This window comes from Nocardia salmonicida, assembly GCF_036142455.1.
Taxonomy (GTDB): domain Bacteria; phylum Actinomycetota; class Actinomycetes; order Mycobacteriales; family Mycobacteriaceae; genus Nocardia; species Nocardia salmonicida.
Genome location: NZ_CP108014.1, coordinates 13,236 through 38,072, shown reverse-complemented (window position 1 = coordinate 38,072; position 24,837 = coordinate 13,236). Strand labels below are relative to the sequence as shown.

Annotated in this window: 29 protein-coding genes; 16 read left to right on the top strand and 13 right to left on the bottom strand. The window is 66.9% G+C overall.

The window, feature by feature from the left end; all coding sequences use genetic code 11:
• Positions 1-81: 81 nt before the first annotated feature.
• Positions 82-1,122: an ATP-grasp domain-containing protein gene (locus OHS03_RS00190; protein WP_255284546.1), complete on the bottom strand. Its 1,041-nt coding sequence runs from the start codon at positions 1,120-1,122 to the stop codon at positions 82-84.
• Between the two features lie 346 nt (positions 1,123-1,468).
• Between OHS03_RS00190 and OHS03_RS00185 the strand changes: the two genes are divergently transcribed.
• The 4 genes from OHS03_RS00185 to OHS03_RS00170 all read left to right on the top strand — a co-directional run bounded on the left by OHS03_RS00185 (position 1,469) and on the right by OHS03_RS00170 (position 3,395).
• Positions 1,469-1,747 carry a hypothetical protein gene (locus OHS03_RS00185; RefSeq protein ID WP_328659783.1) on the top strand — a complete coding sequence of 93 codons (279 nt, stop codon included), beginning with the start codon at positions 1,469-1,471 and terminating at the stop codon, positions 1,745-1,747.
• 50 nt (positions 1,748-1,797) lie between these two features.
• Positions 1,798-2,379: a TerD family protein gene (locus tag OHS03_RS00180; RefSeq protein ID WP_328659781.1), complete on the top strand. Its 582-nt coding sequence runs from the start codon at positions 1,798-1,800 to the stop codon at positions 2,377-2,379.
• Positions 2,380-2,525: 146 nt separating this feature from the next.
• Positions 2,526-2,855 carry a hypothetical protein gene (locus tag OHS03_RS00175; RefSeq protein ID WP_328659780.1) on the top strand — a complete coding sequence of 110 codons (330 nt, stop codon included), beginning with the start codon at positions 2,526-2,528 and terminating at the stop codon, positions 2,853-2,855.
• 27 nt (positions 2,856-2,882) lie between these two features.
• Positions 2,883-3,395 (top strand): DUF1990 domain-containing protein, encoded by a 513-nt coding sequence (locus OHS03_RS00170; protein WP_328659778.1) that lies wholly within the window; start codon positions 2,883-2,885, stop codon positions 3,393-3,395.
• Here OHS03_RS00170 and OHS03_RS00165 read toward each other — a convergent pair.
• On the bottom strand, positions 3,392-4,429 hold the full coding sequence (locus OHS03_RS00165) for a beta-ketoacyl-ACP synthase 3 (protein ID WP_063003600.1): 1,038 nt from the start codon (positions 4,427-4,429) through the stop codon (positions 3,392-3,394). The genes OHS03_RS00170 and OHS03_RS00165 overlap by 4 nt on opposite strands.
• Positions 4,430-4,518: 89 nt before the next feature.
• On the opposite strand from OHS03_RS00165, the gene OHS03_RS00160 reads away from it, so the two are divergent.
• On the top strand, positions 4,519-5,100 hold the full coding sequence (locus OHS03_RS00160) for a TetR/AcrR family transcriptional regulator (protein ID WP_328659776.1): 582 nt from the start codon (positions 4,519-4,521) through the stop codon (positions 5,098-5,100).
• A gap of 6 nt (positions 5,101-5,106) precedes the next feature.
• Here OHS03_RS00160 and OHS03_RS00155 read toward each other — a convergent pair whose 3' ends face one another.
• Entirely contained in the window at positions 5,107-6,009 is a 903-nt protein-coding gene (locus tag OHS03_RS00155; RefSeq protein ID WP_328659774.1) for an alpha/beta hydrolase fold domain-containing protein, read from the bottom strand.
• A 100-nt stretch (positions 6,010-6,109) separates the two neighbouring features.
• Positions 6,110-6,652: a YaeQ family protein gene (locus OHS03_RS00150; RefSeq protein ID WP_062985035.1), complete on the bottom strand. Its 543-nt coding sequence runs from the start codon at positions 6,650-6,652 to the stop codon at positions 6,110-6,112.
• Positions 6,653-6,738: 86 nt separating this feature from the next.
• Here OHS03_RS00150 and OHS03_RS00145 point away from each other — a divergent pair, with 86 nt between their 5' ends.
• Positions 6,739-7,170, top strand: coding sequence for a DUF8021 domain-containing protein (locus tag OHS03_RS00145; RefSeq protein WP_056821727.1), 432 nt, complete (start codon positions 6,739-6,741; stop codon positions 7,168-7,170).
• Between the two features lie 32 nt (positions 7,171-7,202).
• Here the strand turns inward: OHS03_RS00145 and OHS03_RS00140 are convergent, their stop codons facing one another.
• From OHS03_RS00140 to OHS03_RS00120, 5 genes are all read right to left on the bottom strand, one after another.
• Positions 7,203-7,541 (bottom strand): MmcQ/YjbR family DNA-binding protein, encoded by a 339-nt coding sequence (locus OHS03_RS00140; protein WP_062985033.1) that lies wholly within the window; start codon positions 7,539-7,541, stop codon positions 7,203-7,205.
• A gap of 51 nt (positions 7,542-7,592) precedes the next feature.
• The gene (locus OHS03_RS00135; RefSeq protein ID WP_062985031.1) at positions 7,593-8,477 is read right to left on the bottom strand and encodes a metal ABC transporter permease; all 885 of its coding nucleotides are present in this window, start codon (positions 8,475-8,477) and stop codon (positions 7,593-7,595) included.
• Positions 8,474-9,208, bottom strand: a complete 735-nt coding sequence (locus OHS03_RS00130) for a metal ABC transporter ATP-binding protein (protein WP_328659772.1) — start codon at positions 9,206-9,208, stop codon at positions 8,474-8,476. The genes OHS03_RS00135 and OHS03_RS00130 overlap by 4 nt, the downstream gene beginning before the upstream one ends.
• Complete coding sequence (locus OHS03_RS00125) at positions 9,205-10,143, bottom strand: metal ABC transporter substrate-binding protein (RefSeq protein ID WP_328659770.1); 939 nt, start codon at positions 10,141-10,143, stop codon at positions 9,205-9,207. Before OHS03_RS00125 ends, OHS03_RS00130 begins: the two co-directional genes overlap by 4 nt.
• A 67-nt stretch (positions 10,144-10,210) precedes the next feature.
• On the bottom strand, positions 10,211-10,585 hold the full coding sequence (locus tag OHS03_RS00120; RefSeq protein WP_063056013.1) for a cupin domain-containing protein: 375 nt from the start codon (positions 10,583-10,585) through the stop codon (positions 10,211-10,213).
• A gap of 79 nt (positions 10,586-10,664) precedes the next feature.
• Here OHS03_RS00120 and OHS03_RS00115 point away from each other — a divergent pair, with 79 nt between their 5' ends.
• Together OHS03_RS00115 and OHS03_RS00110 are read left to right on the top strand one after the other, a co-directional pair.
• Positions 10,665-11,105, top strand: a complete 441-nt coding sequence (locus OHS03_RS00115; RefSeq protein ID WP_245661379.1) for a MarR family winged helix-turn-helix transcriptional regulator — start codon at positions 10,665-10,667, stop codon at positions 11,103-11,105.
• A 212-nt stretch (positions 11,106-11,317) separates the two neighbouring features.
• The gene (locus OHS03_RS00110) at positions 11,318-11,551 is read left to right on the top strand and encodes a hypothetical protein (protein WP_056821736.1); all 234 of its coding nucleotides are present in this window, start codon (positions 11,318-11,320) and stop codon (positions 11,549-11,551) included.
• Here OHS03_RS00110 and OHS03_RS00105 read toward each other — a convergent pair whose 3' ends face one another.
• The gene (locus OHS03_RS00105) at positions 11,552-12,976 is read right to left on the bottom strand and encodes an amidase (RefSeq protein ID WP_062985023.1); all 1,425 of its coding nucleotides are present in this window, start codon (positions 12,974-12,976) and stop codon (positions 11,552-11,554) included. It abuts the gene before it with no gap.
• A 211-nt stretch (positions 12,977-13,187) separates the two neighbouring features.
• Here OHS03_RS00105 and OHS03_RS00100 point away from each other — a divergent pair, with 211 nt between their 5' ends.
• On the top strand, positions 13,188-14,555 hold the full coding sequence (locus tag OHS03_RS00100) for an AIM24 family protein (RefSeq protein WP_328659769.1): 1,368 nt from the start codon (positions 13,188-13,190) through the stop codon (positions 14,553-14,555).
• A 63-nt stretch (positions 14,556-14,618) separates the two neighbouring features.
• Here the strand turns inward: OHS03_RS00100 and OHS03_RS00095 are convergent, their stop codons facing one another.
• Positions 14,619-15,911 carry a hypothetical protein gene (locus tag OHS03_RS00095; protein ID WP_056821755.1) on the bottom strand — a complete coding sequence of 431 codons (1,293 nt, stop codon included), beginning with the start codon at positions 15,909-15,911 and terminating at the stop codon, positions 14,619-14,621.
• Between the two features lie 429 nt (positions 15,912-16,340).
• On the opposite strand from OHS03_RS00095, the gene OHS03_RS00090 reads away from it, so the two are divergent.
• The 3 genes from OHS03_RS00090 to OHS03_RS00080 all read left to right on the top strand — a co-directional run bounded on the left by OHS03_RS00090 (position 16,341) and on the right by OHS03_RS00080 (position 18,843).
• Positions 16,341-16,901 carry a hypothetical protein gene (locus OHS03_RS00090; protein WP_328659767.1) on the top strand — a complete coding sequence of 187 codons (561 nt, stop codon included), beginning with the start codon at positions 16,341-16,343 and terminating at the stop codon, positions 16,899-16,901.
• A 112-nt stretch (positions 16,902-17,013) separates the two neighbouring features.
• Entirely contained in the window at positions 17,014-18,159 is a 1,146-nt protein-coding gene (locus OHS03_RS00085; RefSeq protein WP_056821759.1) for an acyl-CoA dehydrogenase family protein, read from the top strand.
• Positions 18,160-18,237: 78 nt separating this feature from the next.
• Positions 18,238-18,843 (top strand): DUF4254 domain-containing protein, encoded by a 606-nt coding sequence (locus OHS03_RS00080; RefSeq protein WP_328659766.1) that lies wholly within the window; start codon positions 18,238-18,240, stop codon positions 18,841-18,843.
• Between the two features lie 5 nt (positions 18,844-18,848).
• Here OHS03_RS00080 and OHS03_RS00075 read toward each other — a convergent pair whose 3' ends face one another.
• Together OHS03_RS00075 and OHS03_RS00070 are read right to left on the bottom strand one after the other, a co-directional pair.
• The gene (locus tag OHS03_RS00075; protein WP_328659764.1) at positions 18,849-19,214 is read right to left on the bottom strand and encodes an Rv3235 family protein; all 366 of its coding nucleotides are present in this window, start codon (positions 19,212-19,214) and stop codon (positions 18,849-18,851) included.
• Positions 19,215-19,502: 288 nt separating this feature from the next.
• A complete protein-coding gene (locus OHS03_RS00070) occupies positions 19,503-20,345 on the bottom strand; it encodes a DUF72 domain-containing protein (RefSeq protein ID WP_328659762.1) in 843 nt (280 codons plus the stop codon).
• A gap of 98 nt (positions 20,346-20,443) precedes the next feature.
• Here OHS03_RS00070 and OHS03_RS00065 point away from each other — a divergent pair, with 98 nt between their 5' ends.
• From OHS03_RS00065 to OHS03_RS00050, 4 genes are all read left to right on the top strand, one after another.
• Positions 20,444-21,664 (top strand): MFS transporter, encoded by a 1,221-nt coding sequence (locus OHS03_RS00065; RefSeq protein WP_328659760.1) that lies wholly within the window; start codon positions 20,444-20,446, stop codon positions 21,662-21,664.
• 42 nt (positions 21,665-21,706) lie between these two features.
• The gene (locus OHS03_RS00060; protein ID WP_174551936.1) at positions 21,707-21,901 is read left to right on the top strand and encodes a hypothetical protein; all 195 of its coding nucleotides are present in this window, start codon (positions 21,707-21,709) and stop codon (positions 21,899-21,901) included.
• Positions 21,902-22,042: 141 nt separating this feature from the next.
• On the top strand, positions 22,043-23,251 hold the full coding sequence (locus OHS03_RS00055) for a L,D-transpeptidase (RefSeq protein WP_328659758.1): 1,209 nt from the start codon (positions 22,043-22,045) through the stop codon (positions 23,249-23,251).
• A 74-nt stretch (positions 23,252-23,325) separates the two neighbouring features.
• On the top strand, positions 23,326-24,837 hold the full coding sequence (locus OHS03_RS00050; protein WP_328664026.1) for an LCP family protein: 1,512 nt from the start codon (positions 23,326-23,328) through the stop codon (positions 24,835-24,837).

The window sequence follows — 24,837 nt, the reverse complement described above, 5'->3', positions numbered from 1 at the left end:
GCGCCGGTCCAGGCTCGTCCCGTCGTGGCCATCCGGACTCAATCGCCGATCCCTTCGCACACCGTTGCCCCTGGCAACGGATCAAATGTAGAAGTCGAGCTCTTCTTGTCGCTTCAACAGATCCCGCAGAGTGTACGGGTCCTCGCCGAAGAAATAGAGCAGACCCCAGTGATTACCGAATGCGGTACGTTTGGTGACCTTTTCGGCTTGTGGCGCCGTGAGCTCGTGCGTCTCGAAGTAATCGTGATCCTCGGTCTCGGGCGGCACCGACAGTCGGCTGACCACACGCCGACGCGGATACACGCCGAAGCATCCCGCGTGGCCGGTGGCATCGACCACTTCCTTCGGGAAGAACGCTTCGATCTCCTCGTCGGTGGATTTCGGGTCGAAAGCCAGCACCAGCGCATGATAGGCGTTGAACCCGTATGTCCGTTCCAGCAGCTCGAACACCTTGAAACCCGGCGGCCGGTAGGCGACTTCGCCGAAATACATTTCCCCGTCGCTGGTGACGAAGTACTCCGGATGGATGAAGCCGAACTCGATGTCGAAGGTCTTGATCAGCTTTTCGACCTGCCGAGTGATCTCGGGCCGGTATTTCTCCAGCTCGGGCGTCGCGGGCACGAACACCGAGTATCCGAGCGTCACGTACTCCGAGATGTTCAGGAAGCAGATGCGGCCGTTGTGGACCCAGGCCTCGACCGCGAACTCCCAACCGTCCAGATGCGATTCCATCAGCATCGGGAACTCGTCGTCGGGGATGGTGTCGACCTCGTCGGGGGTCCGGATGATCCGATGGCCGAGGCAGCCCGCCTTGTCGAAGGCCTTGAGGTGAATCGGATCGTTGGGATCACCATCGAGCTTCAGCAGGGTCTGATTGACCCGCTTCAGGAAGCGGATCACATCGTCGCGCTCGTGCGCCTCTTCGAAGATGCCGACCCGGATACCACCGAGCTGCGCGCGCCGTTTCATCAACGACTTGTCGCGCAGGAGCATGGACTGCCCGAGCAGCCGAGGATTATCGAGCAGTACGGAATTGATCGCACCCGCCCACTCCACCGTCTCCTCGAAGATCGGAATGGCGACGTCGACCCCCTTTTTCTTCAGGGTCTCCGCGATCTCCATCGAACGGTCGTTGAGCCGCTCGAAATCCCAGGGGATATATGGAATGTCGTGCTCGGTACAATAACTTTCCGCCCATTCGGGCGCGACTACGATATAGCGTCGGTCGAACCGGTCGATCGCCTCGACCGCGTTCAAACTCCAACCCAATAGGGCTACATAACCTTTGTCCGGGTTTCGACTTTTCGATTCGTCACCTGAAATCGACAAACCTTATCCCCTTTCGAACTACACAGCCCGGAAACCCGGGACTCTGAGTGAATCCCCGCAGGGCTGTCATTTCCATGGAGTACCCGACCCCCGCGCGACCAACCATGACGAAGCTGTGACCGAGGGCTACGCTCATCCCATGCCCGGTCCCGAGACCCTGCCGCCGCCACGCAACGGCGCCGGCCTCGCGGCGTTGGTGCTCGGCATCATCGCCTGCGCGGTCTCGTTCATTCCCGTGGTCAGCGAGTTCGTCGCCGCCCCCGCCGGCATCGGGGCCGTGGCCGCCGCGTTCGTCGGCTGGGACCGGATCGAGAGCGGGGTGGCCACCAACCGCGCCGACACGATCGCGGGCGGGATCCTCGGCGCGCTAGCCCTGGCGGTGACCGCCCTCGTCTACCTCGCGACCCATTCCGGCTGACCGATTTCGCGGCCCTGCACGTGACGACCGAAGTCCGTAGCCTGAAAATCGTGATTACTCTCAAGAAAGAAGACGGCGCAGCCGATCTCGCCGGTATCACCAAGATGAGCGTGGGGGTGAGCTGGGATCCGTCGGCGGGTTCCAGCGGTGGAATTCTCGGAATGGCCCGGCGCAAGCGCGGTGTCGACCTGGATCTGATCGCCGTGCTGTTCCAAGGTGGTGAACCGGTGCGGTTCGCCGGTCTGGATTCGCTCGACCCGCTCGCCAACGGATCGGTGCTGCACACCGGCGACGAGCAGACCGGTGCGGCCACGGGCGACGACGAGACCGTGCACGTCACGTTCAGCAATGTTCCCCCCGCCATCGACTCCATCGTTTTCGTCGCCGTCGCCTTCAAGAAGGGCAGCTCTTTCGAGAAGGCCAACAACGTCTCGTTCAAGATCTACGACGCCACCGGCGGCGATTCCCAGCCCGTCGCCGACATCTGGCCGTCACTGCTCGGCGCGGAGAACGCCAACGCGATCGCGCGGACCTTCCGCAACGGTCCGGTGTGGCAGCTGGAGGTCCTCGACCGCAAGGGCAAGATCAAGCAGGGCGATCGTCAGGCGTTGCTGCGCTTCGCCATCGGCTGACACGGCGGCGGCAGGGCCCGGCGCGCACCGCGCCGAGCTCCGCCGCGACGACCTCGCCCTTTCCCGCATTTGCGACATCAGCGAAGTTCGTCAAGACCACGCGATTTCGGTGTTCCCTGAATAGTTGCTGCGATACGGTTTTCCGCATGGACGACATCGAGTTGGATTTGCCGAGCGTCGCTACTTCCCGCAACGCCGGACGAATTCTGGAAATCGGCGCGATCGGTCTGCGCAACCCATTGCCCGTCGACGGAGAACAGACCCACGCCTACGTGTGCTGCGTCGACGGCACCACCCTGCAGCTCCCGGATTCGCTACAGAACTGGGCCATGCAAACCCTCGCCGCGAACTTCGACCTACGCGCGACCGGCCTACCCTCACTGTTCCCCTGCCGCTTCGAATTCGGCATCCGCGACGGCGCGGCCTACGCGGTCCCGGTGACCCAGCGGTCGCTGCGCGAGAAGGCGAACGCATGACGACCTGACGGCACCTATCGTCACCTCATGCACGAGGAACTCACCTACGCCCCGGCCGGCGCGACCAGCCCGGCCGACGAAATCTGGACCGGCGAATTCTCCGGATTCCGCCGGTTCGACGCCACGGTGGTGATCGGCTACGGCGAGCCGACGTGGGCCGCCGCGTCCGAGGCCGTCATAACGTGGGGCATCAAGCGCCGCAGCGGCTTTCGCATCGCTCCCGATGTCGCGGTGTCGACGGACGCGAAGTACCGGATCAGCGCGGGCTGGGGACCTGTCTCCGTCCACGAGCCGGTTCGCGTAGTCGCGGTGGTCGATACCGAGAACCGGTGCGGCTTCGCCTACGGCACCTTGCCCGGCCATCCGGTCAGCGGCGAGGAGGCCTTTGTCGTGCATCGGGATTCAGCCGGCACCGTCTCGCTCACCCTTCGCTCGCTGACGAGACCGGCACCGACCGGACCATGGCGCTTCGCTTTTCCGATACTTCTTGTCGCGCAACGCTTCTACCGTCGCCGATATCTGCGCGCGCTGGTGAACTAGGCGATCGGGGGCAGATGAACGACCTGGCCCGCGTACGCCAGACCGGCGCCGAAGCCGAGCAGTAGCGCCGTGTCGCCGGGGTCGGCGGCGCCGGAGCGCACGAGTTGTTCCATGGCCATCGGAATGGACGCGGCGCTCGTATTACCGGTTTCGATGATGTCGCGAGCGACGGCGACTTTCTCGGGCAGGCCGAGGGTGCGGACCAGCGCGTCGGTGATGCGGATATTGGCCTGATGCGGGACGAAAGCGTCGAGGTCGGCGGCCGTGAGCCCCGCGTGATCGAGCGCGTCACGACAGGCTTTCTCCAAGAACGTGACAGCCCATCGGAATACCTCGGTGCCGTTCATCCGAATATAGGGACGTTGCGAAGTACCGCCGCTGGCCTCGGCCGCGGCGACTTCGGCGAAATACTCGAGAAAGTCCTTGTCCTGCTTGATCGCCGAGGTCCGCGAGCCGTCCGAACCCCACGCGACCGGGCCGATCCCCTCCTGTTCGGCCGCGCCGACGACGACCGCACCGGCGCCGTCGGCGAAGATGAACGCGCACCCGCGATCGGTGGTGTCGAGCAGATCCGACAGCCGCTCCACCCCGATCACCAGCACCTGCCGCGCCTGACCAGAGCGCACCAGATTCGCCGCATCGGCCAACGCGTAACAGAAGCCGGCGCAGCCGGCGGAAATGTCGAAGGCGGCGGTGTCGTGCATGCCGAGTTCGGTCGCCACCACCGCGCCCGCCGAGGGGCCGAGCACCATCTGCGACGACGTCGCGAGCACCACCGCATCGACCTGCTCGGCGCTCACCCCCGCCGCCGCGAGCGCGTCACGCGCGGCCGCGACGCTCATCGAGACGATCGTCTCGTCGGGCTCGGCCCAATGCCGGGCGGCGATCCCGGAACGGGTCTTGATCCATTCGTCCGACGACTCGATCGCATCGACGATCTCGGCATTGGGCACGACACGGCGCGGGCGGTACACGCCGAGGCCGAGAATTCCCGCGTGGGTGACCGGAACCGCGGTGGCAATGGGGGTGGGCATGGCATCCTCTCCATATGAACCGATCGGTTCACGTACAAATAGGTCTAACATGAACCGATCGGTTCAATCAAGGGGTAGGAGAAGATCGGATGGCTGCCGGACCACGCGCCCGACTGATCGAGCACACGATCAGCACCGTCCAGGAACACGGTGTGCACGCGTCCTCCCTCAGTGAGCTGCTCGAGCGCAGCAGGACCTCGCGCAACTCGCTGTACCAGCACTTCCCTTCCGGCAAGGGCGAATTGGTGCAGACAGCGGCACGGATCGTGGCCCGCCTGGTGTACTCGCACGTGAGCTCGATGGCCGATGCCCTCCAGACCGCGCCCTCGGCCCAGCAGTGGCTCACCGACCTGCTCGCCTTCTGGCGAATTCCGCTGGAAAAGTCCGACTACGCCGCGGGCTCGTTCATGATGGCGGCCGCTCTCGACGAGCTGGACCCCGCCGTCCAGTCGATCGCGGGCCAAGCCTTCGCCGAATGGACCGCCCGGTTGGCCGACGGGATCGTGGCCACCGGGATCGAACGCTCCACCGCGGTGTCGCTGGCCGGTTTCCTGCTCACCACCATCGAGGGCACGATCGTGCACAGCCGCGCGCTCAAGTCGTCACACCCGTTCGACCAGGCGGTCACTCAGCTGACGATCCTGTTCAAGGTGCACCTGTCCGAGCGTTGAGATCCCTCACGAGATGCTGTGCGCCGCATCCAGTTCGGCGCGCAGGATGGTGATGATCCGGCGGCGGGCCGTCGCACCTTCGGCGCTGGGCGTGAGCGGGTAGACGTGCACGAGTCCGGGTTCTTCGTGGTAGTCGAGGTCGACGCCCGCCGAGCGCGCCTTCGCCTCCAGCAGGCGGGCATCGGGGTTCAGGATGTCGTCGGTTCCGGTGAACAGGGTGAGCGGACCCAGCCCGACGAGGTCGCCGAACAGCGGGCTGACCAGGGGATCTTTCATCGATAGTTCGCCGCTCCACAACCTGCCGAACACCAGACCGCCGTCGCGACCGAGCCACGGGTCACGCCGGAGCACCTCGTCGATCTCGGGATTTTCGAGGGTGAGGTCGAGGGCGGGCGAGATCAGAATCGTGCGGGGAACGGTATGGCCCGCGTCGCGCAGATGCAGCGCGGTGGACAGCGCGATCTGACCGCCCGCGGAGTCGCCCGCGAGGAAAGTCGGGCCGTAGCGCTTGTCGGCCGCCGTGACCAGTTCGGCGAAGCGGGGAATCACCTGCGCCGCGGTGCCGAAGGGGATCAGCGGATAGATCGGGACCGTCACGACGAGGTGTGTCTGCGCGGCGATGCGGGCCGCGAGTTGCCAATGTTGCGAAGCGATTTCGCCCACCCAGCCGCCGCCGTGCGCGTATACGAGGCCGCCGCGCGAGATGCCGTCCGACGGGGTCAAGGTGTAGATCGGCCAGCCGCCCTCGTGCACCACCGAGATCTCCACACCACGGAGTTTGCGCGGCGGACCGTAGGCCACGGGCCGCAGCCCGCGCTCACGCACGTGTGCCGTGGCCATCTCGGCATCGATGTAGTTCCGGTTGCGCCGGGTGACCCGCAGGAATCCCGGAATCACGAACCGACTCATCACACCGGGCACCGCGACCTCCACTCGACGACGAGACCGGCACAGTCGAAGCGCTCGGGCCGAGCGTCGCCGGTGCCCGCCAAGCTACCCCGTACCGGCGTCAGCCGAGGGGCTGCTCGGTGACATCGGTACGCAAGCTGGTGCCGTTGAGGTCCAGATAGAGCACACCCTCGGTGACCGAGAGGGTGGCGGTATTACGACGATCGACCAGCGCCGCCGCCTCGTCGATGAACGCGCGATCGAAACTGACAAGCGGAATCCGCGCGGCGTTGTGGATCTTCTTGCCCGCGTATTGCGCGAGTACCTTCGCCGGGTCACGATGGGTATAAACCACCGCACGACCTGCGAGTTTGCTTCCACGATGAATACGATCGGCGTCGGGCGCGCCCACTTCGATCCACGCGGTAGTCTGCCCGGTCATATCCCGAACCTGCACCGCGGGCTCATCGGTCGCCGAGATCCCACCGTCGCTGAAGACGATCCCCTCCTCGTACTGCAGGCAGTACGCGAGGATCCGCGTGATCATGTATTCCAGCGTCTCCGACGGATGCCGAGCCACCCGCAATTCGAGATCCTCGTACACCCCCCGGTCCACATCGGCGAGCTGAACGGCGAAATTGTGCAGTGTTGCGCTGAGTGCCATAGGAGTTCCGACCCTACCGGGCCGCCACGTCGACTACTCGCGCACTCCCGGTTGCACTTACCGGTCCGGACCGCCAGCATCTGTACATGAGAATCACTCACGTTTCGGCTCTGGCCGCCGTTTTCCTCGCACTCGGCACGGCAACCGCTGCGGCAGAACCGAATGCGGCCGACTCACCCCGTCAGGCCATTGCCCGCGCCTACCTCGACGCCCTGGTTTCCCACGACGCGAGCGCGGTCCCCTTCGCCCCCGACGCCACCCGCGTCGAGGTCGGCTTCCAAACCGGCTACTCGGGCCCGCAGCTGAGCGCCGACTTGGAGAACGGCCTCCAGTACCGCGTGATCCGAGGCATTCGCGACCTCACCATGTCCGAATCCGGCGACACGGTCACCACCCACTACCTCCTCGACACCGGAGTGGGCGACATCCGCCTGACCACCGTGGAGATCACCGAGACCTTCGTCATCCCGGTGGACTCCATCCAGACGATCGAGGCCACGATCACGCCGGTGCTGTAGTCGATCTCGCGGACCGGTGGACTGTCACGCGCTCACTGGTCCGCCTCCAGCAAGGCCCGTGGGGCGGCCTGGCGCCAGGAGTCGGTGACTATGGCTTCCAGTTCCTCGCGATCGTCGAGTGAGGCCAGGCGGACGCGGACCCAGGGGTTACCGGACTCGTGCGAGGCGATCCAGAATTTGTCGGGTTCGGCCAGGACCAGTTCGTCGCGGTCGAGGATCGGGCAGCGGACCGCCATCGAGGTCTCGTCCTCGGGGAGGGTGAGGAACAGCTTGCCCGCGACCTTGAAAATCGGCATGCCCCAGGCGAATTGCTCTGTCGTCTGAGGTAGCGACAGGACGTAGGCGCGGACGTCGTCCCCGGTGACCTTCATGATCTACATCCTGACAGCACACACCGACACCGATCGGATGCCGTCGGGACCCTAGTCGACCACCCCGATGGTGGTCACCGACTTGCGGGCGCGCGAGGCGGTGATCCGGCGGCCGATCACGCCGTGGCGGGGTGCGAAGAGGTAGACGAAGGTGAACGCTACGCCTTGGGTCACCACGACCATGCCGCCCGCAGCGGTATCGAGGTGGTAGCTGATGTAGAGGCCGGTCACCGCGCACAGCACCGACACGGTGGGGGCGATCACGAGCATGCGGGAGAAACGGTCGGTGAGCAGGTAGGCGGTGGCGCCGGGGATGATCAGCATGGCCACCACCAGGACCACGCCGACAGCCTGCAGCGCGACCACCGAGGTCAGCGCCAACAGGGCGAGTAGAGCGGTACCGAGGACGCGGGGGTTGAGGCCGATGGCGTGGGCGTGGGTGGCGTCGAAGGCGTAGAGGGTGAAGTCGCGCCGTTTGAGGACAAGGGCGACCAGGACGATGGCGGCCAGAATCATGATCTGGACCATCTCACCGCGGCTCACGCCGAGCAGGTTGCCGAAAACGATGTGGTTCAAGTCGGTTTGACTCGGCGTCACCGACACCAGCACCAAGCCGAACGCGAACAAGGTGGTGAACACGATGCCGATCGCGGCGTCTTCTTTCACGCGACTCGTATCGCGAACGACCCCGATCAACGCGACAGCGAGGAACCCGAAGATCACCGCGCCGACGGCGAACGGCCAGCCGACGATATAGGCCAGCACCACCCCGGGCAGCACCGCGTGCGACACCGCGTCACCCATCAGCGACCAGCCGATCAGCACCAACCAGCACGACAGCACCGCGCACACCACCGCCGCCGTGACGGTGGTGGCCAGCGCGCGCACCATGAATTCGTAGCGCAGCGGGTCGATGAAGAATTCCTCGAGGCTCATCGGTCTCCGTCCACATCCAGGCCGAAGGCCTTGGCCAGGTTCTCCGGACGCAACACCACATCGGGGTCGCCGTGTTCGAGCACCCGGCGGTTCAACAGCACTGCCTCGTCGGCCAATTGGGGCAACGCGTGCAGATCGTGGGTGGAGACCAGAATCGTGGCCCCGTCCGCGGCCAGCTCACGCAACAGCGCGGTGATGGTCGCCTCGGAACGCTTGTCGACACCGGCGAACGGCTCGTCGAGCAGCAGGATCGTGGCTTCCTGGGCGATGCCGCGGGCGACGAACGTGCGCTTCTTCTGACCACCGGAGAGCTGACCGATCTGCCGGTCGGCCAGGTCGGTGAGCTCGACGCGGGCCAGCGCCGCGTCGACGGCGGCGCGGTCGGCCTTGCTCGCCCGGCGGGTGAACCCCATTTTCCCGTAGCGCCCGGTCATCACCACATCGCGCACCGACAGCGGAAAACTCCAGTCCACGTCCTCGGACTGCGGCACGTATCCGAGACTGCCCGCCTTGCGCGCGGCCGCCGGGGCGCGACCGTTGATCAGCACCCGGCCTCGGTCGGGCGTCACCAGACCCATCACGGTCTTGAACAGCGTCGATTTACCCGAGCCGTTCATGCCGATCAGCCCGCAGACCCGGCCCGATTTCAAGGTGAGTTCAACAGTGTCGAGCGCGAGCACATCACCGTAATGGACTGTTACGTCCTGGATTTCGACAACCGGTGCGGTCATTTGGACGCTCCGGCGAGTGCGGCCGCGATGGTGTCGGCGTCGTGGCGGATCAGCTGCAGATAGGTCGGCACCGGGCCGTCGGCTTCGGAGAGCGAGTCGACGTAGAGGACGCCGCCGAACCGCGAGCCGGAGGCTTCGACCACGCGTTGCATCGGCGCGTCGGACACGGTCGATTCACAGAACACCGCGGGCACACGGCGCTGGCGGACGAAGTCGATGGTCGAGCCGATCTGCTGCGGGGTGGCCTGCTGTTCGGCGTTGACCGGCCAGATGTACTTCTCGGTCAGCCCCGCGTCACGAGCGAGGTAGGAGAACGCGCCCTCGCAGGTGACCAGGGCGCGCTGATCGGCGGGCAGGGTGTTGACCGCCGCGACGAGCTCGTCGCGCACCGCGCCGAGCTGCGTTTTGTAGGCGTCACCGTTGGCACGGTAGGCGTCGGCGTGTTCGGGGTCGAGATCGGTGAACGCGCGAACCATGTTGTCCACGTAGATCTGCGCGTTCACCGGCGACATCCAGGCGTGCGGATTGGGCTTGCCCCGGTAGGCGTCCTCGCTGATGTCCATCGGCGCCACCCCCTCGCTGACCACCGCGTGCGGCACCTCGAGATCGGCGACGAACTGGTTGAACCAGGCCTCGAGATTGAGCCCGTTGTCCAGGATCAGGTCGGCCTTGGCCGCCTTCTTGATGTCGCCCGGGGTCGGCTCGTAACCATGAATCTCGGCCCCGACCTTGGTGATCGACTCCACCCGCAGGTGCTCGCCCGCCACATTGCGGGCCATATCGGCGAGCACCGTGAACGTGGTGAGGACCACCTTCCGCTCGTCGTCATCGGAAGTGATCCCACCGCAGGCGGTGAGCGCGAACGCCATGGCACTCAGAACACATGCCGCGAGCACCCGGCGTCGCACCGGCGAACGGTAGAACCCAACCCTCATTCCAGAATTATATTGTTCGGGTAGCCAAACTTTCAAGTTCTGGTCTTGAAACAGTCGCGAAGACGGCTCAGGATGCCCAGGGCGGGGTGAAGGTCGAGCCATCGGGGAGTTCCGCCGCGAAGCCGACGCGCACAGTCACCAGCAGCGTGGCCGGCTCGCCGGTCGAGTTCGCGAGGGCGATCATCGAGCCCGCGGGCGCGACCGCCGCGTCACCTGGTTTCATCGGCGCGGATTCACCGTCGATGGTCATGGTCACCTCGCCCGACAGCAGCACGAAGGCCTCCTCCCCCAGGATGCGGTGCGGCACGCCGACCGAATCGGCGGCGACCTCGGTCTGCCAGACGCACAGCTCGGCACTGCCGGTGCCGGGACGGACCAGAGACGTGAACCGAGCGTTGTGCACCTCGTGCACCTGCGCGTCGGCGGAACGGATTACCGGCATTCGAACCTCCATAAGGTCAAGTAACTTGTCTATATAGTCAAGTAGATTGACCATTGTGTCAAGTGCCAGAATGACTGTCGTGCCCGCGAACGCAGACCTCCCCCTCCTGCTGCTCGCGGCAGCGGCCGAGATAACCCAGGCGGTGCACGCCGGGGTCACCGCCGCGGGGTTCACCGATATCCGGCCGACGCACGGCTTCGCCTTCGTACGCATGGCGCCCGACGGCGCGACGGTCGGCGAGATCGCCGAGCACCTCGGCGTCACCAAACAGGCGGCCAGCCAGCTGGTCGACGAATTGGTCAGCAAGGGCTATGCCGACCGCAACCCACACCCACGCGACGCGCGCGCCCGCCTGATCACCCTCACCGACCGCGGCTGGGCGTGCACCCGGGCCGCCGACGCCGCGCTGGCCGAATTCACCCAGACCTGGTCGGACACCCTCGGCGCCGCGACTCTCACCCAGGTCGGCACCGCACTGCGCCGTGTCGTCGTCCCGGGACGGGTTCGCCCGAGCTGGTGAACAGTCACCACCCCCGTAACCAATCGACGCGTCCCGACGATTTCATATCGGGTACTCAATTAATCCGAAGAACTGGATTTTCAAAACCTGCGCGGTGTCACGGCGAGCGGCATACTCTCGGATCGAGCGGTGACGCGCCACCGCAGCACCCGGGCCGACGGCTCGGGTAGCGCACTCGTCACGTCATCGTTCGCCCCGATCCCGGAGGGTCAATGTCAGTCCTAGCCACCGCTTCATCCACCGTCGACACTGTCACCCGGCACAAATACGAGCGGCTGCAGTACACCGGCTCGGCCGGTGTCGTCGCCTCGCTGGAGGACGCGCGTCTCGTCGATCGTTGGCGTGCCGATTACCCCGGCTGGGACGGCGAGCACTGGGCATTCGACGCGGGCACCGACAGCCCGGGACGGCTGCGCCCGATCAATGTCGCGGTACGCAACAACTGATCAGGCGGCACCCGCGGCGGCGGCCCGATCGACGATCCGTGGGAACGGGCTCGCCGCCTCCAGTTGGTAAGCAAGGTCCAGCAGGGTCCGCTCGTCGCCACGACGAGCGGCGAACTGGATCGAGCCGGGCAGACCGCTCGGCAGTAGCCCGTGCGGCAACGAAATGCCAGGTCCCCCACCGACATTGTTGAGCGGGGTGAAGCCCACGTAGTCGGCGAGTTTGGTGAACAGCGCGTCGAACGGCTGGCCGGGTGCGAGTTCGCCGATGCGCGGCGCGGGATGGGACAGCACCGGGGTGAGCATCACGTCGATGTCGGCGAAATGCTTGTCGTAGGCCGCGACGCCCCCGCGCAACCGCCACGTCGACGCGACCACACCGAGCGGATTGCGCTTGGCCAGCCCGATCAGACCGGTGGTGAACGGGTCGAGCTTGCGCGGATCGAAGTGCCCGCGATGCCCGAGCCGGAACGACAGCGCCATCGCCGCGGCCATCACCGCCCAGTACTGCTTGAAGTCCTCGACGAAGCGCGGATCCACGTCGAGGCGCATCTCGACGATCTCGTGGCCGAGACCTTCGAGCACCTTGGCCGCGGATGCCAGGATGACGCCGTTGTCGGCGTGCACCGGGCGGCCGAGGATATCGGCGGTGATCAGACCGATCCGCAACCGTCGCGTACTCGGCCCCTCGACCAGCCCGACCGGCGTCAGGTTCGACGTCGGGTCGAATCGTTCGACGGCGGCCAGGTAGTGCGCGGTGTCGCGGACCGAGCGGGTGAGCACGCCCTCGGCAACCAGGTGCACCGGCAGTTTGCGGGCGCCCGGCTGGTCGAGCAGGCGATTGCGGGTGGTCTTCAGGCCGACGAGACCGTTGGCCGCGGCGGGGATGCGGATAGAGCCGCCACCGTCGTTGGCATGCGCGATCGGCACCACCCCCGCCGCGACGAGCGCCGCCGAGCCGCCCGAGGACGCACCCGCCGAGTACTCCGGATTCCACGGATTGCGGGTCGGCGCGCGATGGGTGAACTCGGTACTCGCGGTGAGGCCGAACTCCGGCAGCGTCGACTTACCGAGCACGATCACGCCCGAATGCAGGAACTGCGCTCCGGGACCGCTGGTCACCGTGGCCGGGTGCGGGGTGAACGCGGCCGAGCCGTGGCAACTCGGCAGGCCCGCGATATCGGTGTTGTCCTTGACGAACGCGGGCACGCCCGCGAACACACCCGCGGTTTCCGGGGTCGACGCCGCACGCTCGAAACAGGTCATCTGCACGGCGTCCAGACTCGGATCGACCCGCCGGGTCCTGGCGATCGCGGCGTCGATCACCTCCGCCCGACTCACCTCCCCCTCCCGCAACGCCGCGGCGACACCGACCGCGTCGTGTGTGCCGAGTGCGTCATCGGTGAATCCATGGACCGCGGAGCTCATGGCCGCAGCGTATCGCCGCCGACGGCCATTCGCAGCAGTAACGATCGACCCGGTCTCTGGATCGCGACAGGCAGGGCGCGCGAATCCGGCAATCCACTACGCATCGGCCCCTTGCGCGTCGACGCTGGCGAAGCGGCGGCATACACGGCACTATCGAGATCGTGGATCTCATGGGAATCGGACAAACCACCCGATCTTCGGGCATCGTGTCGTGACCGTACTCGCTCCCGGCGAGAACCGGCCCGCGCCCGGTGATCAATTGACCATCACTGTGGCGAGTTCGGCGTCGGTCGATGTGTCGGCGCTGCTGGTGAACAGCGCGGGCAGAGTTCGTTCCGACGCCGACTTCGTCTTCTTCAATCAGCCCACCGGACCCGGTGTGGTGTACCGGCACGGCAATGGTGGGCCCGACGTGGTGGGCGTGCAGACCTCGGCATTGCCCGCCGATGTGGACAAGGTGGTGGTCACCGCGAGTCTCGATGGTCGTGGGCCCACGACCTTCGCCTCGGTCGGCGCCCTGACCGCCACCATCGAATCCGGCTCCACCGCACTGACTTTCCCGATTTCGGGGCTCACCACCGAGAGCGGTGTGGTGTGCGTGGAGATCTACCGGCGCAACGGGGCGTGGAAGGTTCGGGCGATCGGGCAGGGCTATGACGACGGATTGGCCGGTATCGCTTCGGCTTTCGGCGTCAATCTCGACGACGAGCCCGAAGTTCCCGCCGCGCAGAGTGCGCCGGTACCGCCGAGTCAGCCACCCGGCTACCCCGGTCACGGCGCTCCGGGCCAGTTCGCCCCGCCGCCCGCGCACCAGCCGCAACCCTCGTTCTCTTCTCAGCAAGGAGCACAGCCCGTGCACAGCGATCTGTTCGACCCCTCGCATGCCGAGGTCAACGGCCTCGGTATCCAGAAGCAGGGCGGCAAGATGGTGAAAGTCGGCATGAACGGGGAGGTGATGGCGCGGTCCGGATCGATGGTGGCCTACCAGGGTGACCTGAAATTCGAAGCGCTCGGCTCCGGCGGCATCGGCCGCGCCATCCGTCAGCACCTCACCGGCGAGGGCGTGCCGCTGATGAAGGTGAGCGGCCGAGGCGATCTGTTCCTGGCCAACAGTTCCGCCGACGTGCACATCATCGACCTCGACGGCACCGATGGCCTCACCATCAACGGCGCGAACGTGCTCGCCTTCGACTCCACGCTGCGCTACGACATCGGCCGGGTCCAGGGCGCGGCGGGCTACGCCTCCAACTCGGGCCTGTTCAACTGTGTCTTCACCGGGCGCGGCCGCATCGCCATCACCACCCACGGCAGCCCCGTCGTCCTCACCGTCGACCAGGCCACCTACGCCGACCCCAACGCCGCCGTGGCGTGGTCGTCCAGCCTCCAAACCGGCATCAAGCGCAACGACTCCTTCGGCCTCGGCCGTCTGATGGGCCGCAGCACCGGCGAGGCGAGCACCCTGGCCTTCTCCGGCCGCGGCTTCGTCATCGTCCAACCCTCCGAACTGCCTCCGGGCGGTCTCATCGGCGGCACCGGCGGCGGCCAGCAGGCAGGCACCGGCGGCAGCATCTTCGGCTGACCCCGAACACAGCAAAGGCCGATACCCGCTCACTCGCGGGTATCGGCCTTTGTGTCTTGTCTGCTAGTTCGCGCGCTCCTTGCGGGCTTGGCGACGGGCTTCACGCATGTCGTTGAGTTCCTGTTCCAGGCTCTCCGCGATCCGGAACTGGCCGGTGTCGTAGATGCTGGTCGGCTCGATCGCCTCGTAGCCGAAATTGGCTTCGGCGAACGCCTTTTCGACGCGGGCCTCGATATCGGAGATCGCGCTCTTGCGGGCGGCGGGGACCGAGTCGGTGGCCGGCTCCGGCTTGACCGGTTCCTTGGGTGGCTCCGGTGCCACGACGGGCGCGGGAGCGGATTTCTTGGCGGTGGCCTTGTCGGCGGAGGACGGCTTGCCGATGCCGAAGCGCTTGCGCTTCTCCGGCGGGCGGCCGTTGCCGTTGGTGATCGGCTCGGTGGGCGTCCACGCGGGTTCGCGGGTGACAGGGGTGGTGGCGGCCGTTTCCGCGGCGGCGACCGCTTCCGCCCGAGCCATACCCGTCATCGGCGGGGTGTAGGTGAGGCGGACGCCTTCGGTGGCCTGGCGGCCGAGGAGGTTGTCGGCCGGGTCGGGCAGGTCCCTGACCTGGCTGGTCGCCCGAGTGATGGCCAAGCCGTAGCGGGCGCTGACCGCGTCGTGGATCAGGAGCGCGACACCGATCATCACCGGCGCCACCGCGTGCACGGCCACGTCGTACCACCGCCCGTCACGCACGTAGGGATAGGTGTTGAGGGTGACGGTGAGGCCGAGCAGCGAAAGCTCGGCGAGGGCGACCTGGCGCCGGTTGTCGATCACACCCCACTCGGCGACCTTGTTCGTGCCGACCATGATGATGATCAGACACACACTGATCATCGCCTCGAGCAGGTAGCTGAACCAGAACAGCGGATCACTCGGCCCACCGGGCGCGATGTTCTGCTGCACGTTCACCGCCGACCACAGCATGCCGGCGCCCACCACGCCGGCCAATGCCTTCAGCGACCACGACCGGTGCCGATACAGCGAGGCGAGCTTCGCGTGGGGGCTCGATTCGCGACGCTGGGACGCCATCGCCTTCCTGGCGAGCAGCAGATCTCGCATGTCGGCCTTCTCGATCGCTTCGGTGGTCTGACGGCTGCGGTCCGATGCGGACGCCATCGCCTGGGTGTGCTTCCAGCGCTGCTCGCGATCCTGTTCACGGATGCGTTCGGCGAGTTCACGTTCGGCGCGCAGCTCGTCTTCGGAGAGCGCGTCGGTGAGAGCTGGATCGAATTGGTAGGCGAGGCGACCCCGGGCACGTTCGACTCGCTGGGCGAGCTGGCTGACGTCGTCCTCGAGACCGGACTCGATCGTCATGCCAGACCACCGCCCCGGGCGCGCGAAGGCAGGCAGGTGACCACAGGTGTGAACGGCACAGGCCATTCTTAGTCGATATACCCTCGAGCGCGAAACCGATGCTCCCACACGGCTGCCCGTACACGGCGCGCCGCGCGCGACACGCCCAACAATTTCGGGCGGCGACCGGATCTGCGAAGATAATCCCCCGCCGCCGCCGGAGCCGGAGTTTCCAGCGGTTCGGTGCCCGACCGTTGCCGAACACCGCGCGCCGACAACCCGACCCGACCGGATCAGCGCCCCGGTGCCGTCGCGGCCACGCGCGCTCGGATCGTCGACCGCCCGGGTGAAACTTTGTTTCCTCGGACGTCCCGAACCACGGCCACCTAGGGTTGGGTGGGGTGCCGGGGGGTTCGTGCACGCCCGTGAGATCGACTCCGGAGAAGCGAATTGACCCAGCACACAAGCGAACTCGACCGAGCGATCGCCGAACGGCTCGAACCGTGGACCGCACGGCTCGGCGCCGACCGCAAGGCCTACTTCCATCACGTACTTCGGGTACTCCGCTCGGCCGACCTGCTGTTCGCCCGCAGCGGCGAGCCAGGGCCGCCGCCGAGCGCGCGCGAGGAGTTCCGCACCGCGGCGACCTTCCACGATCTCGGCATCTGGGCAGCCGCCACGTTCGACTATCTCGAACCGTCGTGCGCGCTGGCGGGCGACTGGCTGATCGCGCACAACCGCGAGGACATCGCCGAGCTGGTCGCCGCGATGATCCGCGACCACCATCGCGTGCGCTCGGCCGGCAACGCCACCGACCCGGTCGAGCTGTTCCGGCGGGCCGATCTGATCGACGTGACGTTCGGCGCGCGCCGCTACGGCCTGCCCTACGCGGACTACTCCGCGCTGATGCGGCGCTACCCCGACAGCGGGTTCCACTTCAAGCTGGTGGAGCTCACGGTACGGCGCGCGCTCATCCATCCCCTCTCACCGCTGCCCATGATCCGCTGGTGAGAGGCCATTTCGGCGGTACTATTGTCACTACGCCAATACTGCGGCACACTGGTGTCCGTAACCACCGGTCACGCCTGGACCGGTGCTGTACCGAGCCGAACAAGGAGACTCGATGGCCGCCAATCGGTCCAGCTGGATGAACGAGGACCTGGACGCCCTGCGTGACATGACCCGTGCGTTCATGGCCAAGGAACTGGTCCCCAATATCGACAAGTACCGCGAGCAGCACCACGTCGACCGCGACCTGTGGAACAAGGCAGGCGAAGTGGGCCTGCTGTGCATCTCGATCCCCGAGGAGTACGGCGGCGGTGGCGGCACCTTCGCGCACGAGGCCGTGCTCATGGAGGAGCAGGCCCGCGCGGTGGACACCTCCTGGGGCATCAGCCTGCACAACGGCATCGTGGCCCACTACGTCCTCGCCTACGGCACCGAGGAGCAGAAGAAGCACTGGCTGCCCAAGATGGCCAGCGGCGAGGTCGTCGGCGCCATCGCGATGACCGAACCCGGCACCGGATCCGACCTGCAGGCGGTCAAGGCCAAGGCGATCCGCGACGGCGACGAGTACGTCATCAACGGCTCCAAGACCTTCATCACCAACGGCGCGCAGGCCGACCTGATCATCCTGGTCGCCAAGACCGACCCCACCCAGGGCGCGGCAGGCGTCTCGCTGGTGCTGGTCGAGGCCGACCGCGAGGGTTTCCGTCGCGGCCGCGTGCTCGACAAGATCGGCCAGAAGGGCCAGGACACCTCCGAGCTGTTCTTCGAGGACGTGCGCGTCCCGGTCACCAACCTGCTCGGCACCCAGGAGGGTCAGGGCTTCATCCAGCTGATGCAGCAGCTGCCCCAGGAGCGCCTGATCGTGTCGATGGGCGCGGTCGCGGGCATGGAGGTGGCCCTCGATCACACGCTGCGCTACACCAAGGAGCGCGAGGCGTTCGGCCGTGCGGTGTTCGGATTCCAGAACACCAAGTTCAAGCTGGCCGAGGTCGCCACCGAGGCGCGGATCGCGCGCGTGTTCATCGACGACTGCGTCGAGAAGCACCTGCGCGGCGAGCTCGACATCCCGACCGTCGCCATGGCGAAGTGGTGGACCACCGACAAGGCGATGCAGATCGCCGACACCTGTCTGCAGCTGTTCGGTGGCTACGGCTACATGAACGAGTACCCGATCGCACGCATGTGGGTCGACAACCGCGTCCAGCTCATCTACGCGGGCACCAACGAGATCATGAAGGAAATCATCGCCCGGAGCCTGTGATACGCCAGCTCGGTAGATGATCCCGACCGGCCGCGAACCGTTGTTCGCGGCCGGTTTTCGCTGTTGAGGGGTCATTTCGTGACCTATCCGTCCTCCCCGCCGAGACGAATGTCCTTCGACAAGCGGTGCAGATCCGACGGCGAGGACGGTGCGGCAACAGTGGACACGGACGGCAGCGGTTCGACGGGACGACCCGGACCGGAACCGGTACTGCCGGACCGAACACAGATGATGCAGGCGGTCTGCGGGGTCGCCGGTGTCGGTGATCCAGTCCTAGCCGCCGCACACGAACTCGCCACCCTCCACGAACGCCGCGAACAACAGATACCCGGTGATACCAGCGACATCGATTGGGCGCGTGCGCGTCTGGTCTGCGAGATCGACCGCTGGGTCGTCCTGCGCTCCCCCACTCCGGCGACGTCGGCGCCGATGCACACCGAGAGCATCGGCGCCGTCGTCGACCGCATGGCCCATTTCGCCGCGCTCACCTACCGCGCGCTGGCCTACGGCGCCGAAGCCGAACTCCATTCCGCGCAGCTACGCCTGCACGAATTGTCCTGCGGCTACGACGATCTCATCGCCGAGGTGGCCAGCGGCGCTCGGCGGCTGCCAGACGGACTCGACGGCGACACCCCGGAAAGCGGTGGGGCACAACCGAGCCGGAACAAACCACGATCCGAGTAGCCCAGTCAGAACATTCGCACTGCGACCAATCGCCAACTGTCCTTGGAAGATTCGATGCGACCCGCGATCGCCAATGTTCGAGGGCCGCGTTGGTACGTGGCGAAGACTTCGGCGGCATCGCCCTCCACCGGGGTCAGGTGGAAGCGAGTCAAGGTGGCGGTCCCGAGATTTCGGTCGGGAGCCGAATCCTGCGCGAGCATCGTGTTGACGGCCGCCAGCGCCTTCGCGTCGGTGAACGCGCGTAGATGCGTGGACGATCTGCGCCGATCGACGACCTCGAGCAGGAGCCGCAAGACCTGCTCGGTGAATCGCTTCGCACTCGTGGACGGTCCGGCGGCGAGCGGCGCGGCCTGCGGGCACGACGCCCGCACTGCCCTGCGGATACCGGCCGGCGCGCCACCGGTCGTCCTGCGCCGAATCGATCCCCTGACTGGTTGGGACCCGACAACATTCACAGCCGCTGACCGATGTACCACGGCCCCGCCCTCCAGCTGCGGCTCGCAGTGCGGCGCGGGCGACAACAACACTCCATCCGTCGACATACTCGTCCCCTTCGAGTTCGCCCACCCACTCCCCAGCGGTGTCGCACAGCATTACACGGGGGTACGACAAGTGTTCGCGAAATCGGTGCAGGTCACCTCACGTTGTCCGGCCCGTCCTCAGAAGAGGGTCATCGGTTCATCGGGCTCGGGGACGGGTTGTGCGGGCAACTCGGGGACGATCGCGCGGACCTCGTCGTGGAAGCGGCGGGCCAATCCACGGGCGGCGGCGTTGTCGGGGGTGTGCACGAAGACCGTGGGCGAGCGACCTTCGCGCAGCCACTCGGCGACGGTCTCGATCCACGGCTGCCAGCCCGCTACGGTGCGTTCGGCGTCGGCTCGGCCGTGGTATCGCACGATCGGGAACTCGGTCAGCGCCCGCATCCGGCGCGGCACCCGCGGCTTCTTCGCCCTCGCCTCGTATTCCGACGGGTCGCCGGGTGGACCGTCGAACAGGACCGTCGTATCGAACGGCACCCATTCGGCCCCGATCCGTCCGAGCACCCGTTCCAGCTGCACCGCGGCCCGTTCGTCGTCGAAGAACGCCGGATGACGCACCTCCACAGCGCACCGCAGCCCACCGGGCAGCTCCCGCTGGAAGCGGGCGAGCGCGCCCAGATCGGTCGGCCCGAACGACGCGGGCAATTGGATCCACAGCGCGTGTACCCGCGGCCCGAGCGGCGCCATCACGTCGAGAAACGCGCCGAGTTCGGCACCGGCGTCGACGAGCCTGCGCTCGTGCGTCACCGCCCTCGGCGGTTTGAGCACGAACCGGAAATCGGGTGCGGTCTGCCTGGCCCACGACTCGACGGTGGACGCGGACGGCGTCGCGTAGAACGTGGTGTTGCCCTCGACCGCACCGCAATGCCCGGCGTATGCGCGCAGCCGCTCCCCCGACGCGGGCATCCGCTGCTGCCACTGGGGGTGGGTCCACATCGCACACCCCATCCGCAGCTCACGCACAGGCCGACGGTAATACAGTGACCGGCCGCCCTTAAAATGAGACCGGTTGCCACCATTTCGCCCATGTAGGGGTGGCGGGAGTACGGAAAGGGCCTGTGATGGCGATTCTCACCACCGAGCGGCCCAGTGCTGTCTCCGTCAGCCGCGCCTGGCTCGGCGTGTCCGCCGCCATGGTGGCGATCGCGTGGGGCGGCAACGAGTTCACGCCGCTGCTGGTGATGTACAAGGCCCACGGTCTCGCGCTGACCGCGGTCGACCTGCTGCTGTTCTACTACGTCCTGGGCATCGTGCCCGCCCTGCTCATCGGCGGCCCGCTCTCGGACAGGTTCGGCCGCCGCCCGCTGATGCTGCCCGCACCGCTGATCGCCGCGGCCGGTTCGCTGCTGCTCGCGGCGGGCGCGGCCTCGGTGCCGATGCTGGCTGCCGGGCGGATGCTGTGCGGCGTCGCGCTCGGACTGGCGATGGCGGTCGGTGGCAGTTGGCTCAAGGAACTGTCGCAACCGCCGTTCGCCGCGGCCGCCACAGGCAAAGGGGCCCGCCGATCCGCGATGAGCCTCACCGCGGGCTTCGCCCTCGGCGCGGGTGTGGCGGGAACCCTCGCGCAGTGGGGTCCACTGCCGGATTCGACCGCCTATCTCGTCAATGCGGTGCTCTGCGTCGCGACCGCGTTCTGGGTGGCTCGAACACCGGAAACCGTGACCCGCCGAGCGAGCCCGGGCAGACTGCTCGACGACCTGAAGATCCCCGCCGCCGGGCACCGACGATTCCTGCGCGTGGCGGTGCCGATCGCGCTGTGGTTGTTCACCGCGAACGCCACGGCCTACGCCGTCCTGCCGACCCTGATGTTGCCACGCGTGCAGCAGGCCCCGATCGCCTTCTCCGCCCTGGTCACCATGGTGACGCTCGGCTGCGGATTCACCATCCAATCGGCGGCGCGACGCATCGACCGCCCCGGCACCGCACGCGCCGGGGTGATCGCGCTGGTGCTGCTCACCACGGGCATGGTCCTGGCGGCGTGGACAGCGGCCACCCTGAGCATCTGGGTGACGCTACTGACCGCCGTCGTGCTCGGCAGCGGCTATGGCATCGGCCTCGTCGCCGGCCTGCAACAGATCGAACGCATCGCGGGCCCCGGCGATCTGGCCGGCCTGAACGCCGTCTTCTACTCGGTGAGCTACCTCGGCTTCGGCGTGCCCGCGGTCCTGTCGGCCCTGCACAGCAGCCTCGGTTTCGGCTACCCGGCCATGTACCTGGTCACCGCCGCGATCGCCGCGTGTTGTCTCGCGCTCGTGGCCGCGAATTACCGCGAACGAAGCTGAGCGACAACCCTTCCGCCTCCGCGGCGCATTACGGTGGATCGGGTGAGCGCCGACCCTGTCGAAACCCTCCTCCGCTGGCAGGATTCCGGCGCGATCTGGCGGGTCGTCGGGCGCCGACCGGACGCGGTGACCATCGCCCTCTACGAATGCACCGGCGGACAGGAAGTAGACCGCTTCACCTCCACCGATCCGGCCCTGCTCCGGTTTCTCGGCGAACGCGCCACCAGCGAGGACTGACCCGCCCGCGGTGAACGGCGCTACGCTGGTTGGCGCTATCGCTTCACGCCCGCCGCCCACACACGGCCGGGTCGCCCAGTGAGGAGAGACCGGGGTCGAGGTCAGCTGCGGAGCTGAGCGGCGCCGAGCACAGGAGAGCGCATGTCAGGACGACGTTTTCGCGCAGGCCTCGCCGCCGCGCTCATGGTGCTGGTCGCGGCCTGCGGTAGCTCGCCCACCGACTCCGAGCCCGAATCCGCCGCCCCACCGGCACCGGCGATCTCGGTCGCACCGGTCGACGGCGCGACCGAGTTCGATCCGCTCGCTCCGGTCCGGGTCAGCACCGGCGACGGGCAACTCACCGCGGTCACGATGACCAACGAGCAGGGCGGCACGGTCGAGGGCATTCTCACCCCCGACCAGTCGGCGTGGAAGCCGTCGGAACCGCTCGGCTACGGCCACACCTACACGGTCACGGCCGAGGCGGTCACCGTCACCGGCCGGGTCGGGCCGATCACCTCGTCGTTCACCACCCTGGCGCCAAACAACCAGACCAAGGTCTATTTCCGAACCACCGGCGGTACGGCACTCTCCCCGTCGAGTACCTTCGGCGTCGGCACCGTCGTCGTCGCGCACTTCGACGAAGACATGCCGGATCGAGCGACGGCCGAGAAGCACCTGTCGGTTACCACAGACCCGCCCGTCGCCGGCTCCTGGTACTGGCTCGACAATCGCAACGCCCATTGGCGCCCCGCGAACTACTACGCGCCGGGGACGAAAGTCACGCTCGCCGCCGACATCTACGGCAAAGACCTCGGTGGCGGCCTCTACGGTCAGGAAGACACCAGGACCAGCTTCACCATCGGCCCCTCGCACGTCTCGATCGTCGACGACAACGACAAGCAGGTGCAGGTGTACGAGAACGGCACACTGATCAAGACGATGCCGACCTCACTGGGCATGGGCGGCAGCCAGACCGTCGCGGGCAAGACCATCACCTTCTGGACCCAGCCGGGGGTGTATACCGTGATGGACAAGGCGAACCCGGTGATCATGGATTCCTCCACCTACGGCCTGCCGGTGAACTCGCGGCTCGGCTACAAGGAATCCATCGGCTGGGCGACCAGGATCAGCACCGACGGCATCTATCTGCACCAACTCGACGACACGATCTGGGCGCAGGGCAACACCAACGTCTCACATGGCTGTCTCAATCTCAGCGGCGAGAACGCGCGCTGGTTTTACGATTTCTCCCAACCCGGCGACGTGGTCGACATCAGGAATACCGGCGGCGCCCCGCTCGAGGTGTGGCAGAACGGCGACTGGAGTGTGCCGTGGGAACAGTGGCAGGCAGGTAGCGCACTGCGGTGAACGGGGACAACGAATTTCCGGTGGGGGCGCCCCGGGAAACGACACGGCGGGGGCCACAGCGCGTCGGCAGTCACATCGTCGACCACCGCGCGCCCCCGCGTGGACGCGCCCGCCGCGCCGGATTGATCATGGCCAGGATGCTCGTGGCGACGACCGCGCTGGCGGTACTCGCGGGCACCGGCCTCGCCTGGTCGGCCAAGCAGGACTTCGATTCCGGCTTCACCCATTCCACCGCGATCGGTGAGGACGCGCCGCGTTCGGGCGGCGGCGCCGTCAACATCCTGCTGATCGGCTTGGACACCCGCAAAGACCTCAACGGCAACGACCTGCCGAAGGAGATTCTCGACCAGTTGCACGCCGGTGACGGCACCGAGGGCGGCTACAACGCGAATTCGCTGATCCTGCTGCACATTCCGGCCGACGTGAGCAAGGTCGTTGCCTTCTCCATCCCGCGTGACGACTACGTTCCGGTGACCGGCATTCCCGGGTACCAGCAGATCAAGATCAAAGAGGCATACGGCCTGAAGAAGGCCGCGGTGCAAGCGAAGTTGATCGAGCAGGGCGAGAAGGATCCGGTGGTGCTGGAGCGCCGCGGCCGTGAGGCCGGACGCGCGTCCATCGTCACCACCGTCCGCAATCTCGTCGGCGTGCCGATCGACCGCTTCGCCGAGATCTCCCTGGCGGGCTTCTACGACCTGGCCACCGCGCTGAACGGCGTCGACGTCTGCCTCAACCACGCCGTCGACGACAGCGAGTTCTCCGGTGCGGTCTTCCCCGCGGGCAGGCAGCATCTCAACGGTTCGCAGGCCCTCGCGTTCGTTCGCCAACGCCACGGCCTGCTCAACGGCGACCTCGATCGCACCCACCGCCAGCAGGCGTTTCTCACCTCGGTCGCCAAGTCGCTCAAAGACTCCGGAACGCTCACCAACCTGAGCAAGCTGTCGGCGCTGATGGATGTGGCGCACCGCGATGTGGTGCTCTCCGACGGCTGGAATCTGTTCGACTTCGCCCGCGACCTCGGCGCCGCCGGGTCGGTGCCGGTGGAGTTCCACACGCTGCCGGTGCTGCGCTACGACGTGATCGACGGTCAGGACGTGAACATCGTCGACCCGGCCGCGATCAAACGGGAGGTCCGGGCGGCTTTCGGCCAGGAAGTCCCGAAAACCTCTACCACGGCCCCGATTCCGACGAGCGTGGTGGATGTGCACAATGTGGGCTCGGCGAGCGGTCAGGCCGCGGCGCTCTCGGCCGCGCTGACAACGCGCGGCTACGGTGCGGGCGTGATCGGCAACGGTGACTCGAGCGACGGTCAGTATTCGACCATCACGTACGGCCTCGGCGCCGAAGACGACGCGCGCGCAGTGGCGGAACTCCTCGGTGGACTACCGGTGGCCGCGTCGCCGTCGGTGGAGGACGGACGGGTCCGGATCGCCCTCGGCGCCGACTTCACCCTGCCCACCGAGCTGAGCCCGACCACGTCGACGACCACACCCCCGACCACCACGACGTCCGGATCGGCACCACTGCCCGACGCGGGGAAACCGCTGTCCACCACTATCGACAGCACCATCCCCTGCGTCAACTGA

Coding starts and splice junctions, on each gene's coding strand:
- OHS03_RS00190 (WP_255284546.1), bottom strand. CDS start 1,122: ATGGAGATCGCGGAGACCCTGAAGAAAAAGGGGGTCGACGTCGCCATT.
- OHS03_RS00185 (WP_328659783.1), top strand. CDS start 1,469: ATGCCCGGTCCCGAGACCCTGCCGCCGCCACGCAACGGCGCCGGCCTC.
- OHS03_RS00175 (WP_328659780.1), top strand. CDS start 2,526: ATGGACGACATCGAGTTGGATTTGCCGAGCGTCGCTACTTCCCGCAAC.
- OHS03_RS00170 (WP_328659778.1), top strand. CDS start 2,883: ATGCACGAGGAACTCACCTACGCCCCGGCCGGCGCGACCAGCCCGGCC.
- OHS03_RS00165 (WP_063003600.1), bottom strand. CDS start 4,429: ATGCCCACCCCCATTGCCACCGCGGTTCCGGTCACCCACGCGGGAATT.
- OHS03_RS00160 (WP_328659776.1), top strand. CDS start 4,519: ATGGCTGCCGGACCACGCGCCCGACTGATCGAGCACACGATCAGCACC.
- OHS03_RS00155 (WP_328659774.1), bottom strand. CDS start 6,009: ATGAGTCGGTTCGTGATTCCGGGATTCCTGCGGGTCACCCGGCGCAAC.
- OHS03_RS00150 (WP_062985035.1), bottom strand. CDS start 6,652: ATGGCACTCAGCGCAACACTGCACAATTTCGCCGTTCAGCTCGCCGAT.
- OHS03_RS00145 (WP_056821727.1), top strand. CDS start 6,739: ATGAGAATCACTCACGTTTCGGCTCTGGCCGCCGTTTTCCTCGCACTC.
- OHS03_RS00140 (WP_062985033.1), bottom strand. CDS start 7,541: ATGAAGGTCACCGGGGACGACGTCCGCGCCTACGTCCTGTCGCTACCT.
- OHS03_RS00135 (WP_062985031.1), bottom strand. CDS start 8,477: ATGAGCCTCGAGGAATTCTTCATCGACCCGCTGCGCTACGAATTCATG.
- OHS03_RS00130 (WP_328659772.1), bottom strand. CDS start 9,208: ATGACCGCACCGGTTGTCGAAATCCAGGACGTAACAGTCCATTACGGT.
- OHS03_RS00125 (WP_328659770.1), bottom strand. CDS start 10,143: ATGAGGGTTGGGTTCTACCGTTCGCCGGTGCGACGCCGGGTGCTCGCG.
- OHS03_RS00120 (WP_063056013.1), bottom strand. CDS start 10,585: ATGCCGGTAATCCGTTCCGCCGACGCGCAGGTGCACGAGGTGCACAAC.
- OHS03_RS00110 (WP_056821736.1), top strand. CDS start 11,318: ATGTCAGTCCTAGCCACCGCTTCATCCACCGTCGACACTGTCACCCGG.
- OHS03_RS00105 (WP_062985023.1), bottom strand. CDS start 12,976: ATGAGCTCCGCGGTCCATGGATTCACCGATGACGCACTCGGCACACAC.
- OHS03_RS00095 (WP_056821755.1), bottom strand. CDS start 15,911: ATGACGATCGAGTCCGGTCTCGAGGACGACGTCAGCCAGCTCGCCCAG.
- OHS03_RS00085 (WP_056821759.1), top strand. CDS start 17,014: ATGGCCGCCAATCGGTCCAGCTGGATGAACGAGGACCTGGACGCCCTG.
- OHS03_RS00065 (WP_328659760.1), top strand. CDS start 20,444: ATGGCGATTCTCACCACCGAGCGGCCCAGTGCTGTCTCCGTCAGCCGC.
- OHS03_RS00055 (WP_328659758.1), top strand. CDS start 22,043: ATGTCAGGACGACGTTTTCGCGCAGGCCTCGCCGCCGCGCTCATGGTG.